General features: G+C 57.3%; 16 protein-coding genes and 2 pseudogenes. 14 read left to right on the top strand and 4 right to left on the bottom strand.

Annotated features, from left to right (window positions below):
• Window positions 1-267 precede the first annotated feature (267 nt).
• The 11 genes and pseudogenes from LOY55_RS14815 (at window position 268) to LOY55_RS14765 (ending at window position 11,922) form a co-directional block, all read left to right on the top strand.
• A complete protein-coding gene (locus LOY55_RS14815) occupies window positions 268-567 on the top strand; it encodes a hypothetical protein (RefSeq protein WP_258668382.1) in 300 nt (99 codons plus the stop codon).
• Window positions 568-698: 131 nt separating this feature from the next.
• Window positions 699-1,532, top strand: coding sequence for a phytanoyl-CoA dioxygenase family protein (locus tag LOY55_RS14810; RefSeq protein WP_258668330.1), 834 nt, complete (start codon window positions 699-701; stop codon window positions 1,530-1,532).
• A 14-nt stretch (window positions 1,533-1,546) separates the two neighbouring features.
• A complete protein-coding gene (locus tag LOY55_RS14805; protein ID WP_258668251.1) occupies window positions 1,547-1,963 on the top strand; it encodes a RidA family protein in 417 nt (138 codons plus the stop codon).
• A gap of 83 nt (window positions 1,964-2,046) precedes the next feature.
• Window positions 2,047-2,343: an EthD family reductase gene (locus LOY55_RS14800; RefSeq protein ID WP_258668250.1), complete on the top strand. Its 297-nt coding sequence runs from the start codon at window positions 2,047-2,049 to the stop codon at window positions 2,341-2,343.
• Window positions 2,344-2,569: 226 nt separating this feature from the next.
• The gene (locus LOY55_RS14795) at window positions 2,570-3,250 is read left to right on the top strand and encodes a TetR/AcrR family transcriptional regulator (protein WP_258668248.1); all 681 of its coding nucleotides are present in this window, start codon (window positions 2,570-2,572) and stop codon (window positions 3,248-3,250) included.
• 317 nt (window positions 3,251-3,567) lie between these two features.
• A pseudogene (locus tag LOY55_RS14790) lies at window positions 3,568-3,972 on the top strand (flavin monoamine oxidase family protein); the annotation flags it as partial.
• A 229-nt stretch (window positions 3,973-4,201) separates the two neighbouring features.
• The gene (locus LOY55_RS14785) at window positions 4,202-5,923 is read left to right on the top strand and encodes a response regulator (protein WP_258668247.1); all 1,722 of its coding nucleotides are present in this window, start codon (window positions 4,202-4,204) and stop codon (window positions 5,921-5,923) included.
• 136 nt (window positions 5,924-6,059) lie between these two features.
• Window positions 6,060-9,572, top strand: a complete 3,513-nt coding sequence (locus tag LOY55_RS14780; protein WP_258668246.1) for an MBG domain-containing protein — start codon at window positions 6,060-6,062, stop codon at window positions 9,570-9,572.
• Window positions 9,573-9,577: 5 nt separating this feature from the next.
• Window positions 9,578-11,350, top strand: a complete 1,773-nt coding sequence (locus tag LOY55_RS14775) for a ShlB/FhaC/HecB family hemolysin secretion/activation protein (RefSeq protein WP_258668245.1) — start codon at window positions 9,578-9,580, stop codon at window positions 11,348-11,350.
• A gap of 69 nt (window positions 11,351-11,419) precedes the next feature.
• A complete protein-coding gene (locus LOY55_RS14770; RefSeq protein WP_258668244.1) occupies window positions 11,420-11,629 on the top strand; it encodes a hypothetical protein in 210 nt (69 codons plus the stop codon).
• A 68-nt stretch (window positions 11,630-11,697) separates the two neighbouring features.
• Window positions 11,698-11,922 (top strand): hypothetical protein, encoded by a 225-nt coding sequence (locus tag LOY55_RS14765; RefSeq protein WP_258668243.1) that lies wholly within the window; start codon window positions 11,698-11,700, stop codon window positions 11,920-11,922.
• Between the two features lie 10 nt (window positions 11,923-11,932).
• Here the strand turns inward: LOY55_RS14765 and LOY55_RS14760 are convergent, their stop codons facing one another.
• The gene (locus LOY55_RS14760) at window positions 11,933-12,256 is read right to left on the bottom strand and encodes a hypothetical protein (protein ID WP_258668242.1); all 324 of its coding nucleotides are present in this window, start codon (window positions 12,254-12,256) and stop codon (window positions 11,933-11,935) included.
• 527 nt (window positions 12,257-12,783) lie between these two features.
• The gene (locus tag LOY55_RS14755) at window positions 12,784-12,933 is read right to left on the bottom strand and encodes a hypothetical protein (protein WP_258668241.1); all 150 of its coding nucleotides are present in this window, start codon (window positions 12,931-12,933) and stop codon (window positions 12,784-12,786) included.
• Here LOY55_RS14755 and LOY55_RS14750 point away from each other — a divergent pair.
• On the top strand, window positions 12,923-16,771 hold the full coding sequence (locus LOY55_RS14750) for an autotransporter outer membrane beta-barrel domain-containing protein (protein ID WP_258668240.1): 3,849 nt from the start codon (window positions 12,923-12,925) through the stop codon (window positions 16,769-16,771). The two genes, LOY55_RS14755 and LOY55_RS14750, sit on opposite strands and share 11 nt — an antisense overlap.
• Window positions 16,772-16,807: 36 nt before the next feature.
• On the opposite strand, the pseudogene LOY55_RS14745 reads toward LOY55_RS14750, so the two are convergent.
• Window positions 16,808-17,716: pseudogene (locus LOY55_RS14745) on the bottom strand (transposase); the annotation flags it as partial.
• A 274-nt stretch (window positions 17,717-17,990) separates the two neighbouring features.
• On the opposite strand from LOY55_RS14745, the gene LOY55_RS14740 reads away from it, so the two are divergent.
• Together LOY55_RS14740 and LOY55_RS14735 are read left to right on the top strand one after the other, a co-directional pair.
• Window positions 17,991-18,389 (top strand): LysE family translocator, encoded by a 399-nt coding sequence (locus tag LOY55_RS14740; protein ID WP_258668239.1) that lies wholly within the window; start codon window positions 17,991-17,993, stop codon window positions 18,387-18,389.
• A 17-nt stretch (window positions 18,390-18,406) separates the two neighbouring features.
• Window positions 18,407-18,739, top strand: coding sequence for a hypothetical protein (locus tag LOY55_RS14735; RefSeq protein ID WP_258668238.1), 333 nt, complete (start codon window positions 18,407-18,409; stop codon window positions 18,737-18,739).
• An 833-nt stretch (window positions 18,740-19,572) separates the two neighbouring features.
• Here LOY55_RS14735 and LOY55_RS14730 read toward each other — a convergent pair.
• A complete protein-coding gene (locus LOY55_RS14730) occupies window positions 19,573-21,159 on the bottom strand; it encodes an arylsulfatase (RefSeq protein WP_258668237.1) in 1,587 nt (528 codons plus the stop codon).
• Window positions 21,160-21,228: the final 69 nt, after the last annotated feature.

Here is a 21,228-nt window from a genome sequence, read left to right as displayed (position 1 = left end):
ACGATTTGATGATGCACGGGAGGACGCCAGCATTCCGAAAGCTGACTTTCAGATGCGCGACTGACGGGCAAAGACGGCGACGGACAAGGAGGAATTGACAGGGAATATACGCGTAGCACGAGATCAACCAGGGCATACCACTGTGGGCATGACCGAACAGTACATTCGGATGCACAAAGGCATGAAGGTCACTCCTACGAAATGACCAGCTGTAGCGAATTGCGGAGTAGAGATTGGTTTTTGCGGAGCAAAAAAATAAGGGCTTGCATGAGATTTCTCACGCAATCCCTTGATATTCATGGTGCCGAAGCCGGAATCGTACGCATCTCTTTGTTATTGAAAATAAATGGAAATTTTGAGTTCGAAAAATTTTCTACCTCTATGTGTACCCTCAGTCTGCGAGCAGACTCGGTATTGAGCGTTGCTACCGGTTTCCACCGACAAGTAAAAACGACGAAGGTGCAAACGCTGACCGTCCAGAATCTGGTCAAGGCGTGGCTATTGAATGGCATGGCACGCAAAGACGGCAATGCCGAGTTGCAGCGCCGTTTTAACAAGGACCTATAGCCGGCGCCATCACATCAAAGAAATTGGCACATTCGGTGCCAGCCATAATTAACATAACGTTCGTTGCGCTAAATAAGCCTGGCTGCTAGGATCAATCTCACCTTAGTAACATTTCGTGGGAGAAAGCCGCTATACAAGACTCTCTGCGCAAGGCATTCCTGGAAGACGGAGCAGTCCTGATCAAAGGACTTTTAAACGAGAAGCAGCTGGCTCGATGTCGGACTGCCTACGACTGGGCAGTCCAGAACCACGGCCCCAACGCATTTCGAATGTTCGATGGGACCTTGCAACAGTCGCATGTCGACAACGCCAATCCGCTCGCCAAGGAGCGCCTGGAGGAATTGGTCTCTTCCCTCCCCTTTGGCCAGTTATTCGCACACCTCTGGGGTTCCGAAAACGTCTGGTATTTCGCCGAGGAAGTGTTCCTCAAGGTCGGCGGACGTGGTTCGCGCACACTCTGGCATCAGGACACCTCTTATTTGCCCTGGGCCGGCATGCATTGGGGAAATGCATGGATCAGCTTCGAATCCGTTCCCAAGCAGAATGCTTTGGAGATCATCCGGGGCTCGCACCGCGGAACGCGTTTTGATGGCACCACCTTCCTCGACCCGAACGACCCAACCCAACCCTTGCATGGAGGCGGGATGCTGCCTCGCCTTCCCGATATCGAGGCTGAGCGCGAGCAGGCACCCGATGCGTACGAAATTCTGTCGTGGGCAACGGAACCCGGGGATGTGGTCGTGCTCCATCCCGGCTCGCTACACGGCGGCGCACCGGTCGACGAAGCCTTCCCGGATCGCCACACCTTTGTTTTCCGCTTCTTTGGTGACGATGCAACCTTCAATCCCCTGCCGGAGCACAGCGATGCGGGTTATCCGAAGGAAGGCGTTCTCTTCACCGAAGAATTGATGACCTTGAAGCCGGGAGATCCCTTCCGTCACCCCACCTACCGCCAGCTCGTATGATCGGAGATCAAGCAATGAGTACCCAGAACCTGAAACGGCAAACCATCACCCCTCCCCAATCCCAAGTGCTCTACGATAACTATCACTTTCCGCAAGCGACGCGTGTCGGGGACATGATCTGGGTTTCCGGCCAGATCGGAATCGACGCCACAATGACACCGGGCAATGGTATCGAAGAGCAGGCGCACTTAACCTTCCAAGGCTTGAAAATCGCCCTTGAGGCGGCGGGCGCGACCCTGGCGGATGTTGTCGAGCTGATGACATTTCATACTGAGCTTCAAGCTGATACGCACGCATTCATGCAGGTCAGGCACCAGTACTTCCTCGACCGCTACCCGTCCTGGACCGCCATCGGCATCTCGCAACTGGCCCTTCCCGGGCTTCGCGTGGAAATTCGCGCCGTTGCGGTCGTGGGTTGCGGCGAAGCCTGATTTCACAAAAACATCGCTCTTCAGGTTGCCGACCCGCGCGTGATGCCCTCAGTGCCCCATCACAACAAGAGCAAGGACTACCCATGGCTACCCTTATCGTGAGCTACCCCTTAACCGAAGGTGCAAGATTCGACCGGGAGTACTACCTTTCCACTCACATCCCGCTCGCGCGCTCCGCATGGGGTGAGTCTGGACTGCAATCGGCGGAGGCCCTGTTCCCGGCCGTCGGTCCGCAGCCCCTCGCGGGCCTGGTGATTCTGCGCTTCAACAATCAAGCCGGAATCGATGCCGCGCTCACCTCCCCCAGGACGGCTGAGGTTCTCGGCGACGTGGCGAACTTCACCAATATCGCTCCGGTGATTTTCCGCGCGGACGACTGACGAATCGCACGGCTGCCCGAAGGCCGCTGATGCGCCCTTCGGGAGAGCCCTGGCATAGCGGACCAGCTTCTGCGTCGAGTCTTGCAAGGGTGCTTTCTTCAAATAAATTCCATATGCTGAGCCGCAAATAGCAAGTTGCAGCTTTTTCACTGCAACTGTTACTCCGATCAATAGAGCCAGCGAAAATTACCCCTTTCCTATGCCTGATTCACGACCCCAGACTCCCATGAACAATAGCTCTCGAGCGAGTGATAGCGAATCCGAACCGGTCTCCCGCCGGGGTCGGCCCGTAGGCGACCACAAGGCGAAACGGGCCGAGTTGCTGGCGGCGGCGATCGCGGTGATCGCATGCGAGGGCTATGCCGGAGCTTCGATGCGCAAAGTGGCGCAGCACGCCGGGTGCACGACGGGAGCGGTGACCTACTACTTCGCAAACAAGGAGGAGATGATCACCGCTGTCGCACAGAGCCTGTTCGACCAGATCGACACTTTGCTGGAGATCAACCAGGAGCGGATCGATATCAAGGCTCTCATCGAACAATGGCTCGATTGGACGAACACCGACGAGCCGGACGCATGGCTCGCATGGCTCCAATTGCTTGGCTACGCAAGGCACGAACCGGCTTTCGCCGGCGTCATCAAGCAACGATATGCAAGGTTCCGCCAGGTGTTTACATCGGTACTGGAGAGAGGGCAAAGCCAAGGCATAATCCGCGACGATATCCTCGCCGAGCTTCTCGCCGATCAGCTCAGCGCGATCAGCGATGGATGGATGATGATGTTGCCGATCGAACCTGAACGGTTCGGTTCGAGCCGAGGTCAATCCCTTCTCGATGCCCTCATGACCTTGATCACTCCACCCCAACCGCAAAAACCATCTCCCAAGAGAAAAGCAGTCGCTAAGTAAAGCAATTGTTGCGCGCAGCTGAGTTGGCTTTCACGGGCAGCGCGCTTCTCCAGGATCATCAGGTCGTGGCGCTGCGCACCGCGCTTTCTTGCCATGACCATTAAATGGCACCGGCTGCTTTGTTCTGACCGCCCTATCCAGCAGGACACCTGCCCTTATCATGCCGCGGCCCACTCCACCGGCGCCAAGGCCTGCGTCGTCGTCCCCCTCCTCAACACCAAACGCCCTTCTATTCTGCTTTGCACGGTTTCAAATGTGCTGTATTTTTACACAACAGCTGTTATGTAATACATACAATAGATATGACAGAGGCGAAGATGGATTCAGATAACGATGAATTGTCGCTGCCGGCGCGCCAGCGACGCTTGCTGCTTCAGGCGATTGGAAGCGTCACCTTGATCGGAGGGATCGCACTGAGCGGGCGGGCCACGGCTCAGGTGCCACGTGCTGGCCAGGACGACGTCCTTGACGTAGCCATCATCGGGGCAGGACTCGCCGGCCTGACTTCGGCGCGGGACCTGCGCCGCGCTGGCTGCGAGTCCTTCGTCGTACTCGAGGCCCGGGACCGTGTCGGTGGGCGCACCTACAACCACGACCTGGGCAAAGGCGTTGTGTCGGAAGCCGGTGGCGAGTGGATCGGCCCTGGCCAGACGGCCATCTTCGACCTGGCCCGCGAACTCGAGATCGACACCTTCCCGACCTGGTACCAGGGCAAAAACGTCTAAGCTGCGTGAAATCTGCGCCTGCAAACCTTTGCCGAAAGTAAAGATTTCAATCTCGGACGTGTATTCTTCAGCTGCGAAAACCATGGCCGACTTTTTCAACAGAACCGGCCATAGCGGACGTTCACACTCAATGATGATCGAATCGATCAATGACATTTTCTTTCGGCCTGAGCCGAGAGATTAGATGCGACTAAACTGACCGGACTTCCAGCCAGGACAGCCCGGAATGAGCCAAATTTTGATCGCCGACGAACAACCACTTTTTCGTCTTGGCATACGCCAGGTACTCGAAGCAGAGGGCCATTCCGTCATCGCAGAACTGGATGACGGGGCCGACGCCTTGCGCCAGACACTTCAGGTGAAACCGTCGTTGCTGATTCTGGATCTTGCGCTTCCACGCCTCGGCGGCCTGGAAGTCATCCGTCGCCTGCGCCGACAGGCCTGCAAGATACCGATCCTGGTACTGACCGCACAAAGCAGCGAGCACTTTGCAGGTCTCAGTCTGCAAGCCGGCAGCACGGGGTTCGTCAGTAAACAGGATGACTTACACGATTTTGGCGAAGCCGTGCGCACATTGCTGCACGGGCACAGCTATTTTCCCAGTCATCTGGTAGGCAATGTCGCACCACAGATCGGTTTGAAGGCTGAAGAAGCGCAACTGGGCAGCCTTTCGGCGCGAGAATTAACCGTGCTGCGCTACCTTGCCAACGGCCACAGCAATAAAGATATCGCCGATGAATTGGCGCTCAGTGATCGCACGGTAAGTACCTACAAGGCGCGCCTGCAGCGCAAACTCAATGTCGATTCGCTGGCCGAGGTTCTGGAAATCGCCTGGCGTCAGGGCATGATCGCCAGCATCGATCCGGTCGCCGAGGGCAGCGGAGCGGACAATTCCAAGCAGGAACGCTTCCACCAGATATTCGACGCGATGCCCATGCCGGTTTCCCTGCGAGATACTCAAGGTTATCTGCTGGCGTGCAATCGTCAGTACCTCGAGTTTCACGGCGTCACTCAGGAACAGGCCGTAGGTATGCGCATTATCGACAGCAGCGTGCTCACCCCGGAAGAAGCCTTGAAGCTGCACCAGGATTACCTGCAAGCCGTCACACTTGGCCAGCCTTTTAGTCTCCAGCAGGTTTTGCGCTACCGGGACCGTCAAATGACGGTGCGCAGTTGGGGCGTGCCTTTCCACGACGCTCAAGGAAACCTGACAGGGATGCTCTGTTCTTCGGTGGATATCACAGAGCAGGACCAGCAGATTTCGTTCTTGACCCGCGCCAGGGAGCAGCGCCGGTCCTTGACCCGCACCCGCACGTTGTTCCTGCATGATGCCGGCGAGCAACTCATGGAGCAGTTGGGCGATATCGTCAAATCAGTCCATCGGGCCTGTCACCAACAACCGGGCAACGAGCATTTGATCACCCTCCAGTCCGCAATTCTGACTGTGCAGGAACATATTCAGGTGCTGCTGGATGTGGTGCGAATTGAACGAGGAATCCTCGTTTTGATGCCTCGTGCCAATGAGCTGAATAAGCTGATCGGTCATGAGGTTGCGGACTTCAACCGAAGGCATCCTGGCGCACACGAGGCGATTGAGCTGAATGGCGATCCTGTGCCCGTCAACGTGTGGGTTGACCCGGATCGGTTCCGGCAAATGTTGCGTTCGATGTTCATGTATTGCCTGGACCTGGGACTGCCGGACATCACATTGCACGCTCAAGTGACGCCGTCTCCCCGGGCGGAGCTGCTCTGGCAACTGAACGTCGCACCCGGGCCAGTGTCGCGGGCCGAAGGCCTGGCCGAATACCTCACACAAAATGAAATCAGCCCGCAACTGGCGCTCTGTACCCGCTTGATCGTCCTGATGAGCGGTGAACTGTTGCTCGAACCCCCTTCAGCCGACGGGCCACTGGCCGTCTTAAGCCTACGATTCTCCCAAACACTTTAGTGCCGCCAACCTTGACCTGTAGTGATTGCACTACAGCGTTCTCATGATTCCCTGATCGTACCCGTACTGCCCTCCTCGCAAGAATGACTGCATCGGCCGCAACGCATTGCGCCACTTTCTTCGAGGACACACGGATATGAAAAACGCCAAGGGACACGCCCCCTTTCAACACCCCGATTTTTCGGTCAAACGCCTCAGCCAGGCCATCGTGATCGCCTTGGGCATTGCCAGCCTGGGCCTGAGTTGCCCCGTCACTTTTGCCCTAGACGCCTTGCCCCAACAAGGTGAAGTGATTTCCGGCGCGGCGAAAATCTCCCAAGACGGCAACAGTCTGCATATCCAGACCCAGACGCCCCGTACCGCTATCAACTGGCAGAAATTCTCCATCGGGCCTGACAACAAGGTGCACTTTCAGCAACCCGACGGCAGCTCCGTGACTTTGAACCGGGTCACCGGCGGCGACCCTTCCAATATCTACGGGATGCTCACCGCCAACGGCAAGCTGATCCTGCTCAACCCGGCGGGTATCTGGTTCGCGCCCAACTCGCAGATCTCTGCCAGTGCGCTGATCGCCGGCGCCGGCGTGATCACCGATGAACAACTCAAGGCATTCGCCGACATCGGCAAACTCGACATTCAGCTCAAAGGTCTTGTACGCAATGACGGCCAGATTTCCGTCCACGACAACGGCATCGTGGCATTGCTCGGCGCGCAGGTCGAAAACAACGGTGTGATTCAGGCCCGTAAAGGCCAGGTAACCCTGGCCACCGGCCCACAGGCATCGCTCGATTTTCAAGGTGACGGCCTTATCAGCCTGGCCATTGGCGGTACGCCTGGTGACGACAATTCGGTTGATCCGTCACTGACCGGCGGTGTCCAGAACAACGGGCACATCGAGGTCGGTGAAGGTGTTGTGGCAATGAGTGCGCAACGTGCGGCCAAACACCTGGATTCGGTGATCGGGGTCGGCGGCGCAGTGATTGCCGACTCGGTTAGCCAACAAGGCGGCAGCATCGTGCTGGGCAATGCCGATCGCACCGTGGTCAGCGGCAAGCTTTCTGCCAAAGGCAGCGATGGCGGCAATATCAGCGTTTCGGGCAAGCAAGTGACCCTGTCCTCGACCGCCGACCTGAATGCCTCCGGCAGCCAAGGCAAAGGCGGTTCGATCGCTGTGGGCGGCAGTTTCCAGGGTAAAGGCAATGCACCCTCTTCCACCCGCACCACGATTGAAAAAGGCGCCAAACTGGTGGCCGATGGTGCCCGCGACGGCGGCCAAGTGGTGGTGTGGTCCGACGGCACTACCCATTTTGCCGGCCAGACCAGCGCCAAAGGCGGCGACAAGGGCGGCATCATCGAGACCTCCGGCAAGATCCTGAGCATCAGCAAAGACGCCAGCATCAACGCCTCCGGTGGCAAACAGGCCGGCCTCTGGCTGCTCGACCCTGTGGCAGCGACCATCTCCAATATCGACAACGGCACGGACATCAGTGCCCAGACCATCGTCGACAGCCTGGCCAACAACGACGTACGCATCGAGGCCAGCGAACGCATCAACGTCAATGCCCCTATCGTCGCCAAAGACGTGGCCGCCGGCAAAAGCCTGGCGCTGATCGCCAGCGGTAACGTGGGCCAGGTCAGCACCTATGAAGGCACCGACAAAAACAATGACAGCGGTTCGGTGTACATCAAGGCACCGATCCTACTCAAGGACGGCAACCTGTTCATCAGCGCCACCGGTGACGTCAAACTGATCGATGACGCGCTCGCTGGCCAGACCGGTGATGCCGCGTGGGATCGTCGCGCGATCATCGATGTCGGCAAAGGTATCGTCTGGATCAAGACGTCCAATACCGCCTCAGTCACTCAAGACGCCAATACCGCACTGATCGGTTCACAGGTGGCCGTGCAAGGCGCCAGCGTGCGTCTCGATAGCCCGTTGAACCATGCCGGGACCCTGGCCGGTAAAGCTACCAACGGCATTTTCACCTTCAATCAAACCAATGCCGGCGGCACCAACGTGGGTACGGTCAGCGCACCCTACTCCGGCGAATCCTTGAGCGGTGTGACGGCTCAGCAGATCAAGTACATCGGCTCTCAAGACGTAGTAGCCGACAGCAACATGTACAAGGAAGTGGTTCTTGGGCAGAACGGCCAGGCCTTCGACTACCTGGTGTTTGAAGCCACCGGTTTTGTCGATGCGCAAGGCAATGAAATTCCTGCCAGTGAACTGCTGCACTACCTGGACAGTTCCGACTATCTGGTCAGCGGCTTGAAGTTCACCGACAGCGCCGGTGTGAAATGGGAACTCAAACCCAACGCGGCGAACAGCAATCTGACCACCGTCATCCGTGATGGTCAGGTGGTCAGCGAGCTGCCGGTCGGTTTCAGCTTTGATGCCAACAAAGGCATGGTCGTTGTCGCCAATCCTGACTACGCGCCCAACGCTGGTTGGGGGGTCGCCGATTACAACATCGCCGGGCCGATGAACCCTGACGAAATTCAACACAGCAGCCAGAACGGGTCTTCTGAACAGTTGGTGATCGGTCTTGGCGACAAAGTCACCTCTGCCAATGTGCTGTTCGGTTGGCTGATGAATGACCAGGATTGGGCGCAACCCATTGGGGATGCGCCGAAGCGGCCGCTGCTCGAACGTGCGCGAGTGCATTTTCTGCAGACCCAACAAGCGCCGGAGTCGGCCATCGTCTTGCAGGCGCAACAGGCCAATCTCGACCTTAACATCAATGATCAGTCGCGGCAGTATGGCGACGCCAATTCGGCATTCAGTCACTCAGGTCTGATTGCCCAGCAAAATGCTGCACAGGTAAAGGACGTAGACAGCTTCGTCGACCGGCAACTGGCGCAAGACCGCTTCATCCCCGGCGTCAGTTATAGCACTGCGGCGAACGAGCGTTCCAACGTCGGCAGCTACGCCATCAACGGTCAACTGACGGCCGATGAGTACGTCAGCAAGCGTTATGTCCTCGACACCCACGCCGGCAAACTGGTGATCAAACCTGTGCCACTGGTGGTGACGGCGAACGATCAGGCCAAGGAAGTCGGCCAGCAAGACCCGGCCCTGACCTATGACGGTAAAGGCTGGAAATTCGCTGATGACGAACAGCCTTTCAACCTTGATCGAGCCCCTGGCGAAAAACCCGGCAACTACAGCATTTTCGAAAAAGACGGGCAGCGACTGGTCAGCGCCAACTATGAAGTGACCTTCATCAACGGTGTGTTGACCATCAACGGCCCGGTCGCTGAAGACCCGATCACACCGGTTCCGGATGTTCCGCAAGTGCCCGGCCAACCCATTCCAATCCCCGAAACCGGGCCAGTGCAAACGTTCATCAATCGCGCCGACCCGGCAGCCGTTGCACAGGTTCCTGGCGACGAACGCTGCACCCCGCTGGAATCGCCATCGGCGGTCATCGCCAACCATACCGCGAGCCCTGCAATCGTACGTACTTACAGCGTGCAACTGATCTGCAAACCCCGTTCCCACGGTTCCGCACAACAGCAACTGCCAGATAAAGCCGAGTTGCTGGACTACGCCAATCGCCTGATTGACCGCGGCACTTATCCATTTCCCGAATGGAACCGCAGCGTGATGCCCAGAACCATTGACCAACACGCCAAGGGAGGCCTGTGAATATTATGAAAACTTCAACCCCATTTACTCTGCGTCCCTTGGCCATCGCACTGTGCGTATGCCTGGCCAGCGCATCGTTCGCCTCGACTGGCTTTGCCGCCACGCCTGTGCCCTTGAAACCACTCGATCCAGGTCGGGTCGAGTTTCCCAACGAGCAAGGCCTGCGTACATCACCCAACAACATGCCGGGCTCACTGGAACTGCCTGCCACAACCATCAGCCCTCAAGAAAAACTGGTCGAGGACCAACAAGCCCAGACACCGGTGATGAGTAGCAATGTGCCGTTCAAGGTGAACAAGGTGATTCTCGATGGCATCCACAGCTACCCCGCCGCCACCTTCAAGCCACTGCTGAGCCAACTGGAAGGACACGAAATAACGCTGGCACAGGTCAACGTGGTCGCGGATGCCATTACCCAGCGTTATCGTGCCGCCGGTTTCATTCTGGTCCGCACCTTCGTTCCTGCGCAGCACATCGATAAAGGTGAGTTGCATCTGCAAGTCATTGAGGGACGCGTCAACAGCGTCAAGGTCGATGGCACCAGCAACCGTGCGATCAACCACTACGCGAAAAATATCAATGATGAAGTGCCGCTCAAAGGCGAAACCCTGGAGCGCAATCTGCTGCTGATTAACGACCTGCCTGGCTACGAAGCCCGAGGCGTGCTGTCGGCCTCGCCAGTACGTGAAGGCAGCGACCTGAACTTGCAGACCGAACTTCGGCGCTGGGAAGGATTCGTCGGTGCAGACAACCGCGACAGCCGCTACTTCGGCCCTTGGCAAGCTTACGGTGGAGTGGCGCTGAATGATCCCTTCGAGATCGGCGATCAAATTTCCCTGCGTTATGGACGCTCGCTGGAGAGCGACAAAATGTCGTTCTACGAAGGCCAGTATGAGATGCCGGTCGGAAGCCAGGGCACGATGCTCAGTGTTCTGGCACAACACAACGACGGCAAACCCGATGTGGCTTCCATTCTCAATGCCAACAGTTCAGGCGATACCGTTGCCGTCAGGGTGATCCATCCATGGATTCGCACACGTGCGCAGACCGTCAAGACCTCGGCCGCCTTCACCTGGTTCAATGGTCAATCCGAGTACCTCAACGACCCGGACCTGCCCCCTTCGAGCGATGACCGCATTCGTGCCGTGCGCCTGGGCGCCAGTTGGGACTTCACCGACCACCATGGCGGCCGCAACCTGCTCAAAGGCGAATTGAGCCGTGGCTTGAACGTGATGGGTGCCAGCTCGAAAAACCGTACCAATCCATCGCGCGAAGGTGGTGAGACTGACTTCACCAAGCTGCAAGTCGATGCCCAACGTATCCAGGACCTCAGCGCCATTACCCCCGGTCTTGACCTATACTTGGCCGTGACCGGGCAGACCAACTTCGGCAACCGTTTACTCACCCCTGAACAGTTCGGCGTGGGTGGTAGCCAGTTCGGTCGAGGCTATGACCCCTCGGAAATTACCGGCGACAAAGGCGCCGCCGGCAAAGTCGAGTTGCAGTACAACCGTCAGCACCAGATCAAGGATTTCGTCGTACCGACCCAGTACTACGGCTATTGGGACATCGGCAAGGTGTGGAGCGAACAGCCAGCCTATACAGGCTCGGAAAGTCTGTCTTCCGCCGGCGTGGGTGCTCACGTGCAAGTTGGCAAGGATCTGTTCATTTCGCCGGAAGTGGCCTTCCCCCTAACCCGTTCGGTCAGCGCCGAAGAGCTAGAAGACCGCAACGGCAAGGAGCCTCGCCTCTACATCAACTTCCTCAAATTGTTCTAGCAATGACACCCACCGGTTATGGGCCAACAGGTCCATAACCGATGGGCCCTGTCTCCAAGGAGAACCCTCATGAACCGTCATTTTCGTGTGATCTGGAACAAAGCCCGGGTGTTGGTTACACACCACGCGCCGAACTTCGCCTTCACCCGTAACCACACCGCTGCGCTTCTCGAAGCCCTGGAAGTACAAGAAGGAGAAAACCTCGCCTGGATCATGCAACTGCACAGCCAGTCTGCGTCCAGCCGGAATCAATGCTGCATGCCTGATAGGAGAAGGTGAAGCTCAGCAACCGGTTGCTACTGAAAAACGCTTTTTGTGTGTTTGTACTTTTAACGAGAGATGAATCGATGGACGCCGTGTTTCATATTCAACAGCTTCAGCTAAAATTCCTAAAGTCGGCCTCAGTCAATGAAAACTGTGCCATAGATCTGCTGGCTATTCTTCACCGGTTGTCGGCAGAGGAAACCAGGAACGTCCTCGGCATCATTGACCTGCTGGTCAACGAGGCCGAGGTGTTGAGAGGGCTCTCAAAGGACGTCACGGCCAATCATTTCTTTGTACTGTCGCATTAACGCTGACGTCTCAGTGATCGAAGCGTTTGAAAGAGGTGTAAGGATCAAAGGGTATGTATCGTGACTGCCGGTCACGCATGACTTTGACCATGACAAAGTCTGGGTCCCGTGAGAAAAACAGACGTCCGCGCATCGTCACCAAATGATCGAGCAGACGTGCTTTATCGCCTGCCACGCATTCCGGATTCCGATCATAAGCACTGTTGATGTTCAGACTCAGAAAGTGAGTTCCCGGGATCAGATCGCCCACAAAAACAACCGGGCCAACGAGCAGCTGGATTTTCGGTAACAACTGTCCCGGTGTAGCAGTCGCTGACATGGAAGTGCCAGTCATTGCCGAGCTGCTCTCAGGCATGGCCATCGATCAGGATTAGGCGTGCGCTGTTTTTCCAAGCGTGAAGCGGCCCTAGATTCATAGACACCTTCGAGGGCCACTTCTGGCTGATTTCTGCTCTTGGCCAGAGGGGTAAAACGGCCAAAAACGGCCACCCCGTTATGTATGACGTAAGGTTAAGTCATAAGTTTGGAGTCCTCTTCTTACACTATTGGTTTATTGGATCCGAAATCAGACGAGGCAAGCGGCAAAAAATCACAGGTTGGACTACACCTAACACCAGACATACCCCAAGCAGTCTCAAGCGTCGGCCTGTTCGCCATCCGAATCGCGCGTAAATCACGGGTGAAGCGACGCTTCTGAGGGGGGATCTCGACAGGGTATTTCGAGGATTCACAGAGGGAGTTGATCGCAATGGCTCAGCACTTGAACTCGTCCGGGTTGTTCATTCATCGCATGCGGGCAATGAAAGGAAGCACAACGTATCCCCTACCTTTTCTCGCAAAAGTCTCGTCTCTAGGTATCAATCACGTATGGCGACTGCGGCTGCACACAGCAGCCACGGTAGCGCTTTTGGCCGGAATGGAGTCGCCAACGTGGGCCGCGAACTGCCCTTCACCGGTGGTGGCCAATAACACCACCTGCACAGTACCGGCCGGCACAACCGTGACAGTCAACGCCGTCAATGCCGTTGGCTTGAACGACAGCGGTCTGTTGGGGCAAATCATCGGTGACGGCATTACCGTCAATCTGGCGGCCGCCACCACTACCGGCGCAATAGCGCTGCAAGGCGCCGCCATCAGTTTTAATGCCAGCACTGTGACTACCACCTCCGTCGGGGCTGCCGCCAACGGACAAATCGGATTACGTGCGGCTGGCGCAGGCAGCACTGTCTCGGCGACCGGCGCCACGCTCGACCTGACACCCGCCTCAGGCACCTCGCTGAACATGGTCGGTGCTGGGGCCGATCATGGCGGTGCGCTGACGTTGAGCAACACTACCGTGCTGGTCACTGGTGGTGCCAATGGCACGGGCAACTATGGTTTGGTGGCGACCGGGGCGGGAAGCCAGGTCAACTTCAGCGGGGGCTCTGTCAACACCAATTCCCGGGGGGCCTTTGGGGTGTTGGCCGAGAACGGTGGGGGGGTCAATTTATCAAACGGAGCGCAGATCACTTCTGCCGGTACAACGAACGCGACCACGCTAGCAGGCAGCCATGCCCTGTACGCCACCGGTGCCGGCAGCCAGATCAATGCCACGGGCATCATGGCGAGCGCGTCCGGCCTCAATGCGTCAGCGGCGCTGGCCGACGCCGGTGGCACCTTGGTCTTGACCAGTAGCTCGTTCACCAACTCGGGGGCCGCCAACATAGACAGCACTCCCAATGCCGGGGTGCGGGCAGTCAACGGCGGCAAGATCGTGATGAGCGGAAGCGGCAGTGCGATATCCACTACGGGCGTGCGCGGCTTTGGCCTTTCTGTGGAGGGCGCCGGTTCGCAGGCGCAAGTGGCGGACACGGCCATCCAGTTGTCGGGCAGCCGCGCATTCGGGATTTCCATCAAGGCCGGTGGTAGTGCGCAGGTGAACAACAGCAGCGTTGCGCTCAACGGTGTCACCGGACCTTTCTCACCCGCAGTACAGGTAGAGGGCGTGGGCTCGACCTTGACGCTGACCAATAGCAGCATCAGCACCACGACCCCCACCATCGCCGTGGGCGTGACGGCCCGGGATGGCGCAAACCTCATCATCAGCAATAGCTCGATCACGACGACAGGCCCGAACTCCGCGGGGCTGACCGCCAGCAGTCTGACGGGCATACCCGGCACGGTGACGGCGAACAATGTGACGATCAACACTACCGGCGACGATAACGCCATGGGGGCGATTGCCGACCTCAACGGCACGATGATGCTCAACGGTGGCACGATCACCACCAGCGGTAACCAGGTCAGGCCATCGTCATTCGCCCATGGCCTTGGCGCACGCAATCCCGGCGGCACCCTGACTGCCAACGGTACGGTGGTCAACACTTCCGGGCTTTCCGCCATGGGTGCCTGGTCCGACGATGGCGGTCATTCGACCCTCAATGACGTCAGGATCACCACCTCAGGCGAGTTGGGTGTCGGGGTATTTGCGATAGCGGAACAGGTGGGTTCTCAATTCAGTGCCAATACCACGACCAACCGCACCACCGTGCAAACCACCGGCCTCAATGCCTACGGTGCACAGGCGCAATCGCGCAATGACCAGCCGGTTGATGTCGCCACGGTGACCCTGAACGACACGTCGATCACGACGCAGGGAACCGGTGCCGCAGGCCTTCGTGCAGTGCTCGAGAACTACGGTTCGACACCCACCGGTCGCGGGCAAGCCGATGTAGTTGCCAATCGCACCACGGTGCTCACTCAGGGCGTCGGCGCGCATGGTGCATTTTCCCGCGATAGTCCTACTTCGGTGACGATCAACCAGAGCTCGATCCACACCATCGGCGCGACCGCCCATGGCGCGGTCGCGGTCATCGGCGGGCGTATCGTCGGCACTGACTCGACGGTGGTGGCCAGCGGCGCCAACTCCATGGCGCTCTACGCCTTGGGCATACCGGCGGCGGTCTCCTCGGCCGACTTCACCCGCAGCACGCTGACCAACAGCAGCGGGCCGATTATTGGTGTTGCCGGCGATGCCAACATCACCCTGACCAACTCGACCGCGACGGGTGCCAGTGAGTGGCTGCGCGTGGGTACGCTCAGTGACTTCCCCTTGCTGACCGCTTCGCCTCCACCCCTGACCGGCCCGGCGGATTTCCCGGATGAAGTCACCGGCGCCTTGCCTCCGTTGCAATCTCCCCCGATCACAGCCCCTGCCCCGCCCGTAGTGCCTGGCCTGGCCAATATCAACCTCTCCGGATCGACGGTGGTCGGTTCGGCCTTCACGGCGCCCGGCAGCGTTTCCAACCTGACGCTGACCAATAACAGTGTCTGGCGCATGACGGGAGATTCCAATCTGACCAACCTGGTCAATGACCCCAGCCTGATCGATTTCTCCGCGCCCACAGGCGGTGTCTTCAAGACTCTCACCGTCAACAATTACAGCGGCGATGGCACCATTGCGCTCCATACATTCCTGGAGGGCGACGGCTCGCCTTCCGACAGACTGGTGATCGACGGGGGCACCGCAACGGCGCTGGCCACCGGCAACACGGCGTTGCTGGTCCGTAACGCCCGGGATGCCAGCGGCGTCCTTGGGCGAGGTGCCCTGACCACCGGCAACGGCATCCTCGTGGTGGATACGCAGAACGGCGGCACCACCGCCGCCAATGCTTTCCGCCTGGGCAATCGGGCGATCGCCGGCCCCTACGAATACACTTTGCATCGGGCGAGCGTGGATGCAACCAACGGTGAAGCGTGGTACCTGCGTTCCAGCGCCGATCCAACCCCACCGGTTCCGCCTGATACGCCTGATACGCCCACGCCCCCTACTCCGTCCGTGCCGAACTTCCGCCCGGAAACCTCGTTGTACGGAGCCATCCCGGCCATGGCGCTGGTTTATACCCGCGGCATGATCGACACCTTGCACGAGCGGGTTGCTGAAGAACGCCGGATGCCCACCGACCCGTTGCCCAAGGAGCATGAAGAAACCTACGGCCCGTCGCTCGGCTGGGGGCGGATGATCTTTCGCAATGGCGAACGAGAAAGCGGTCACAACGGCCCGTTTGGTAACTCCCCAGGCTACAACTATGACATGCAGGCCTTCCAGGTCGGTCTGGACCTTTATCGCGGCGAGGACACCGACGGCAGCCATGACCAGGCCGGGGTATCGCTGGCGGTCGGCAACATCTCGGGGGGAGTTGATCACTACAGCGGGATTGGCGCCGGTGATAACGAACTGCGTGCTTACAGCCTGGGTGGCTACTGGACGCACTTTGGGCCCGACGGTGGCTATGTGGACGGCGTGTTGCAACTGCACCGCTTCGACATCGAGGCCAAGCCGGGCGACATCGATGAACTGGACACCCAAGGCTGGGGCTACTCCGCATCACTGGAAACCGGTTACCCGTTTCTGGTCGATGAGGGCGATGAAGAACACAAGAATGAAAACCTGTACCTCGAGCCACAAGCCCAAGTGATCTATTCCCACATCGATCTCGACAACAGCGATGACATCGCTGCCGACGTGCGTTTCAGGGACGTCGACTCGCTGATCGGCCGACTTGGCGTGCGTCTGGCCAAGGACTGGTTCCGCGAGAACGACAAGGGCGAGGCACTGCGTACCAATGGCTGGCTACGTCCCAGCGTCTGGCATGAGTTCAAGGGACAACCCAAGACCGAATTTTCATCGGCCAACGGCTTCGTGCCCTTCGAGGCGGATATTGGGGGGAGCTGGTGGGAGGCCAACCTGGGCGTTGATTACCAGGCGGACAAGAAAGTCACTTTCTATATCTCCGCGGGCTATCAGAAGTCCTTCGATGGCGACAGCCACAGCTACGAGGGCATGCTGGGTGTAAAATACGACTTCTGATTCTGCCAGCGTGTGCTAGGGGTTCAGGCTGTGTGAATAGCCTCGGTCGGCCACCACCGTTAGCGATTCAGCCTCGATTTCATCACGCGCCTGGTTCGCCATATTGCACAGTTGCCCACGATCATTACTAACATTGGTCACCTCATGGGCAACGATCAAATGGTGCTTGTCGTCGACAGCTGTTTGGACGTTATAGCCAACCGTTCCGGTGCCTCGTCCGCTCGAGGCCATTGAGCGTTCATCTGGGTCTGTGAGGGAGATTTGCAGGTCTGGACTGTCGTGGAGCTGTGCCTCGATATCCTTGAGTTTCTGCATCTGCTTTTTCAGCGTTTCGATTTTTTCTTTCAGCCGCTCGGCCTTGGCCTCGGCCACTTCGGGCGTTGCCCGATCCGCCGAATCCATCGCCGCCAGATACCGGTCAATGCTCTGTTCGATCTGCTGCATGCATGCGTGCCTTCACTTTGCCCTGGGTGAAGGTACGGTCACGATTGTTGTCTGCTTTGAACTTGCTGCCATCGATGGCGATGAGCGATGCAGAGAAAAGATTGAGGTTGCGATAAAGCACTACGAACTGACGGCAGACGCTGCGAATGGCTTTGCCGTTGTCTTTGGGAAAGTCGGCGATGGTTTTGAAGTCAGGAGCCAAGCGCCCCGTCAGCCACATCAACTCGACGTTGCGCTGAGCCTCACGTGCAAGCCTGTGACTGGACTGAATCCGATTGAGATAGCCGTAGATATAGATTTTCAGCAACATCGCGGGATGGTAGGCCGGACGCCCCGTTGCAGCAGGATCAATACCTTCAAAACCCAAGTGCACCCAGGGCGAGTTTATCGACGAAAACGTCGACCACTCGCACTGGTTTTTCCTCAGCAACGTAATCGTCCAGGCACTCAGGCAGCAACGTCACTTGTGTCCGAGCCTCCACCTTCGATGAATCGCTTAATGATCGCCCCCGATACGATTTCGACGATCTGAAGGTTAGACAATCAATGGCGTTTTCACACAGCCTAGACCATTGATGCCTTTCGCTAGCGACCGCAATTCGTTGAAAGTAGCATGCCTACGGTTATGGGCTGTTGTGAACCTTCTGTAGAATGTAGTCATTCGCCTGCAAGGTGACTTTAACAATAAGAGCCTGAGGCATTTTATGATTGACGTTTCTGTAGCATTACTTTCGCAAGCGCTTGCGTTGCGCTCACACTGACGCCTGGCCCTGACATGCTGTTGATCGCTTCGCGGAGTCTGAACCAAGGTCGAGCGTCGGGTTTTGTTTCACTTGCAGGTATTCAGGCAGGCACTTATTGCCACGCATTAGCCGCAGCACTCGGACTGTCGCAGTTGATGACCGCTGTACCTGCGGCTTACGACCTCGTCAGATTTGCCGGTGCGGCGTACCTGGCATTTCTTGCCTGGAAAGCTCTTACCAGCAGCTCATCACCCCTGGCACCCGATGAAGCCTTGCCGCCCACGCCGCTGTTGCGCATTTTTCGACAAAGCCTGGTGACGAATCTGTTGAACCCAAAAATGGCGCTGTTTGTACTGGCCTTGTTTCCACAATTTGTGGACCCGACTAAAGGCTCGCTGTCGTACAAATGTGGGCATTTGCGACCATTTTAAATGCCATAGGACTGATCGTGAATGTTGCAGTGATTCTCTTGGCCAGCAAGGTCGGGAGTAAGCTGGCAAGCAATGCCAACATTGCCAAAAGACTCAATCAGCTATTGGGCGCGGTTTTTATGGGGCGGGCTGTTCGTTTGGCTCTGTTTACCGGGAAGTGGGTCGAAGCAGGGTGTCTGTTTTTGGCCGATTTCTGTCTGATGCCAAAAGGCCAAAAGGCCAAAAGCCCGCTCAATGGCGGGCTTCGTAATCGACTTTTCTTATGGCGCGTGGTTCAAACTCTCGCGCAATTCGTCCTCCAGCTTTCGACACACGTCTGCGACGATATTTTTCCCGACTTCCGGACCTGAGTAGCTGTCGACTGCCTCGCGGCATCGTTCGGCGGCTTCTCGGGCCTGTATTCTTTCCTTGTTTTCCGATGTGTTACTGACATAAAAACCGAACGCCACGTACAAGGCGATGGCGATAAGATGCCTGCAGCGATCTTGCTGCACAGGCCAAAACTTTTTTCTGTTGGTCGTGGCCACCCAGGTGAGATTCGTGTTTTTTGCCTGAGGTCCAATTGGCAGTGTTTGCATAAGATGGCATCAGTCATGATGACTTCCGCGCAATGGGGCAACTCTTTTTTCCAGCCTCCACAGATGAAACTCCTTTTTCAAAACAAAATTCTAACATTGGGGCTGAGGGGCCAGCGACGCGACTCTGTTTCTCGCTGAAGGTTTTCTAGCGTCGTGACGTCATCCCAAGCTGAGTCGCTCCCAATAGGTTCGAAAAAAAAATCCGATTTCGAAAGAGTGCTTTTGATCTTTTTTTGCCCGTCGCAATAAGCAAAAAACACCCTATTCAGTTAATTCGTCTGAGTTGAATACATCAGATCGAAGACACGGCCGAATGCGGTCGATAGAGGTACGTTCAGACACGACGAATCGCTAATGGGTACCGTCATAATCTATCCTCATCGCCCGCGCAACCCAGTAAAACTGAACTGCTCGCCTCCTCGCGCCTGGCAGATTGCTTATTCGATATTTGACGGCGAATCAATCATTTGAGCTTTAAATGCCCTAAAGCCGTTATGCATTAAAGGCCCAATGTTCTTTCACAGAGTTACTGGGCTAGCTGGAAGCAGCTTGGGGACGTGGACCGGGTGCCGCTCGCCGGTGAAACGAGCGGCGGTCGGGCGGACTTACTGTGCAGGTTGATTCTTCATCTTCTCGGCAATTTTCGCATCCACGGCAGCACGAATCTGGTCAATGCTGAAACTGGCCGGTTTTTGACTTGGCGGATAGTCGATGAAAGTTTGCAGGAACTTCGCGGCTTTGCTCACCGCTACCGCAGCGAGATAAATGTTCTTGCTCGACCAATCGTAATACTGGTCGGACACCACATCTGCACGCTCGTAGGGGTCCATGCGCAGGTTGAGAATCTTCGGTACCCGCAGGCAGACGAAGGGCTCGCTCCAGACCCGGAAACCGCCTGGCTGTTGTTGCTCACAGAACACCACTTTCCAATTGTCGAAGCGCATGGACACCAGCACCCCGTCATCGTTGAAGTAGTAGAACTCGTGCCGTGCGCCGGTTGGTTGCTGGCTGGTCAGGTACGGTAGTTGATTATAACCGTCGAGGTGCACCTTGAAGCTGGCTCCACCGGCAGTCGGAGCCCACCCCTTGAGTAGCTTGTCCTTGACGTCTGCGTCGCCAGCGGCCGCCAACAAGGTCGGAAACCAGTCCATGCCCGAGAACATATCATTAGACACCTCACCGGCCTTGATCTTGCCCGGCCAGCGGATCATCGCAGGCACCCGAAATGCGCCTTCCCAGTTGGAGTCCTTCTCGTTGCGAAACGGCGTGGTCGCCGCGTCTGGCCATGAAAACTGATTCGGGCCGTTGTCGGTGGTGTAAACCACGACGGTGTTGTCAGCAATTTTCAGATCGTCGAGGGTTTTCAGCAGCTTGCCAACATCATTGTCATGCTCAACCATGCCGTCGGCGTACTCATTACCGGGCATTCCGCTTTGGCCTCTCATCGAATCGCGCACATGGGTGAATGCGTGCATCCGGGTGGTGTTCATCCAGACAAAGAACGGTTTGTCCGCCTTCACCTGTTTCTCGATGAACGCTTGCGCCGCTGCGGTGGTTTCGTCGTCGATAGTCTCCATGCGCTTAGCGGTGAGGGCTCCAGTGTCTTCAATCTTGCCGTCGGCGAAGCTATGGATCACACCGCGCGGCGCGTAACTCTTGAGGAAATCAGGATCGTCTTTTGGCCAGTAGGGGCGTTCGGGTTCTTCTTCGGCATTGAGGTGGTACAGGTTGCCGAAAAACTCGTCGAACCCGTGGGCGGTGGGCAAGTATTCGTCCCGGTCACCTAGGTGGTTCTTGCCGAATTGGCCAGTCGCATAACCTTGGGATTTAAGGGCTTGGGCAATGGTGATGTCACGTTTTTGCAGGCCCACAGGCGCACCTGGCATGCCCACTTTGGATAGGCCTGTACGCAGCGGCGTCTGACCGGTAATGAACGAAGAACGTCCAGCGGTGCAACTGTTCTCCGCGTAGTAATCAGTGAACAGCATGCCTTCTTTGGCGATACGGTCGATATTCGGAGTCTTGTAGCCGACCACGCCCATGGAGTAGGCGCTGATGTTGGTCTGGCCGATGTCATCACCGAAGATCACGAGGATGTTGGGTTTTTCAGCGGCTCCGGCAGTAGCCGAAATCGCCATCACCGAGATTGCCACCAAGGCCAATCGCGGTAGCCATTTGTGTTTGCGGGTCATATTGACTGCTCCCATACGCCTTAGTCGAGGTTAACCACCAACCCTGTATGGCAGCACTAACTAAAAATC

The organism is Pseudomonas sp. B21-040, from assembly GCF_024748695.1.
Taxonomy (GTDB): Bacteria; Pseudomonadota; Gammaproteobacteria; order Pseudomonadales; family Pseudomonadaceae; genus Aquipseudomonas.
This window is presented reverse-complemented; position numbering and strand designations above follow the sequence as displayed.